3 protein-coding genes are annotated in these 1,717 nt (G+C 61.7%); 1 reads left to right on the top strand and 2 read right to left on the bottom strand.

All coding sequences use genetic code 11. The features are described 5' to 3' along the window. On the top strand, nucleotides 1-399 hold a 399-nt coding region (locus RTX98_RS19505), incomplete at its 5' end, for an HpcH/HpaI aldolase/citrate lyase family protein (RefSeq protein ID WP_312798517.1). On the opposite strand, the gene RTX98_RS19500 is transcribed toward RTX98_RS19505, so the two are convergent. Continuing rightward, nucleotides 396-1,010, bottom strand: coding sequence for a flavin reductase family protein (locus RTX98_RS19500; RefSeq protein ID WP_312798515.1), 615 nt, complete (start codon nucleotides 1,008-1,010; stop codon nucleotides 396-398). The two genes, RTX98_RS19505 and RTX98_RS19500, sit on opposite strands and share 4 nt — an antisense overlap. Nucleotides 1,011-1,014: 4 nt before the next feature. Next, entirely contained in the window at nucleotides 1,015-1,491 is a 477-nt protein-coding gene (locus tag RTX98_RS19495; RefSeq protein WP_312798523.1) for a nitroreductase, read from the bottom strand. Nucleotides 1,492-1,717 lie beyond the last annotated feature (226 nt).

Raw genomic sequence — 1,717 nt, 5'->3', positions numbered from 1 at the left:
GAGATCGGCGCGGAGCGCACACGCACGGAAGACGGCCAGTTGACTGACGTCTTCCGCTTGGCGCGGGCACTCACGATCCTCGCCGCATCCGCAACAGAGGTCGCGCCGCTGGATACCGTCTTCGTCGACTTCCGAGACGAAGATGGACTGCGCCGGGAATGCTTGGATGCCGCACGCGATGGCTTCACGGGCAAGATGGCTATCCATCCCGCACAAGTCGCGGTGATCAACGAGGCATTCACACCGGATGCGCAGGCAATTGCGCGGGCGCAGGCAATCGTGGATGCCTTTGCCGCGGCCGGTGATCCCGGCGTCGTGGGCATCGACGGCAAGATGTTCGACCGCCCACACCTGAAGCGCGCGCAGCGACTGCTGGCGCGCGCCGGATCGGCGGCTTAGCCGCGATCCTCTTCCCAGCGTGGCCTTCGCATCGAGAAGGTCTCGGTCACGCTGGCATAGTCCATATAGCCGAGCCGTGCCGTGCTGCCCGCCTTGACGATGTCGAACAGGCCATCGGTCAGGTAGGCGTCCTCGATGTGAACGCCGATCACCTGGCCGATTACGACATGCGCTTGCGACTGCGTGCCATCCAACGTCTTTGGCCGGAAGATCTCGGTGACCTTGCATTCCAACGCGGCATGCGCTTCCGCCACGCGCGGCGCTTGAACCAGGCGCGACGGCGCCATGGTCAAACCGGCATAATCGAACTCGTTGATGCCGCGCGGTGCGTTCACCGAACTGCGATTCATGGCTTCTGCCAAATCGCGGCTGACGAGATTGGCGACAAACTCGCCGCTTTCTTCCGCAAAGCTCGAACTGTCCTTGGCCCCTTCCGACGAAAACCAGATCAGCGGCGGGTTGCCGGAGAAGGCGTTGAAGAAGGAGTAAGGCGCGAGGTTCACGCGACCATCCACCGACTTTGTGGAAATCCATCCAATCGGCCGTGGCGCGACGATTGCCTTGAACGGATCATGCGGCAGGCCGTGGCCATTGGCGGGTTCGTAAAACATGGACTTACGCCGCCGGTCCCGAATAATCGCTGACTATGTCACTGAGGTCCGGGCGCGGACGCTCGAAGATGTCGCCCTGATGCGTTCCGATATGGATGAAGCCGATGACGCGCTCATCCGACTTCAGCCCGAGGATGCGTCGTCCTTCCGGCTGATCCGAATACCAGTTGGAAATCCAATTTGCCGCGTAGCCAAGAGCGTTGGCTGCCAGCACCACGTTCATGGCCGCGGCACCGCCGGACAGAAACTTCTCCCAATCCGGGATCTTCGGGTGTGGCTTCGAAACGCTAACAACGCCGATCACCAGCGGCGCGCGTGAAAATCGGGTAAGTTCCTGCTGACGACGCCCCTCCTGCAGCGGACCTTCCAGTTGTTCGGCAAGCTCCACGAGCTTCTTGCCGACTTCAATGCGCGCATCCCCACGGTATAGAATGAAGCGCCAGGGCGCGAGCTTGCCATGGTCGGGTACGCGCGACGCAATGCAGCGGGATGCGGGATGCGTGCCTCAGCCGTAATGCCTGGGTCATGCTGCATGGAAACGTCTTGAAATTGCCATCGCGCCCCTGTCCAAAGCAAGCCGGTGATTAGGGTCAGACCATCGTAAAATGATTTCGACGACACTGCGTTCGACAACATTAGGCGTTGCGCTTCTGGCCATGGTCATGAGCAGCGCCATCGCGCAGCAAGGCGGCGGGCCCGGCGGTGGC

It is taken from the genome of Tianweitania sp. (genome assembly GCF_032053605.1).
GTDB lineage: Bacteria > Pseudomonadota > Alphaproteobacteria > Rhizobiales > Rhizobiaceae > Tianweitania.
This window is presented reverse-complemented; position numbering and strand designations above follow the sequence as displayed.

Coding starts and splice junctions, on each gene's coding strand:
- RTX98_RS19500 (WP_312798515.1), bottom strand. CDS start 1,010: ATGTTTTACGAACCCGCCAATGGCCACGGCCTGCCGCATGATCCGTTC.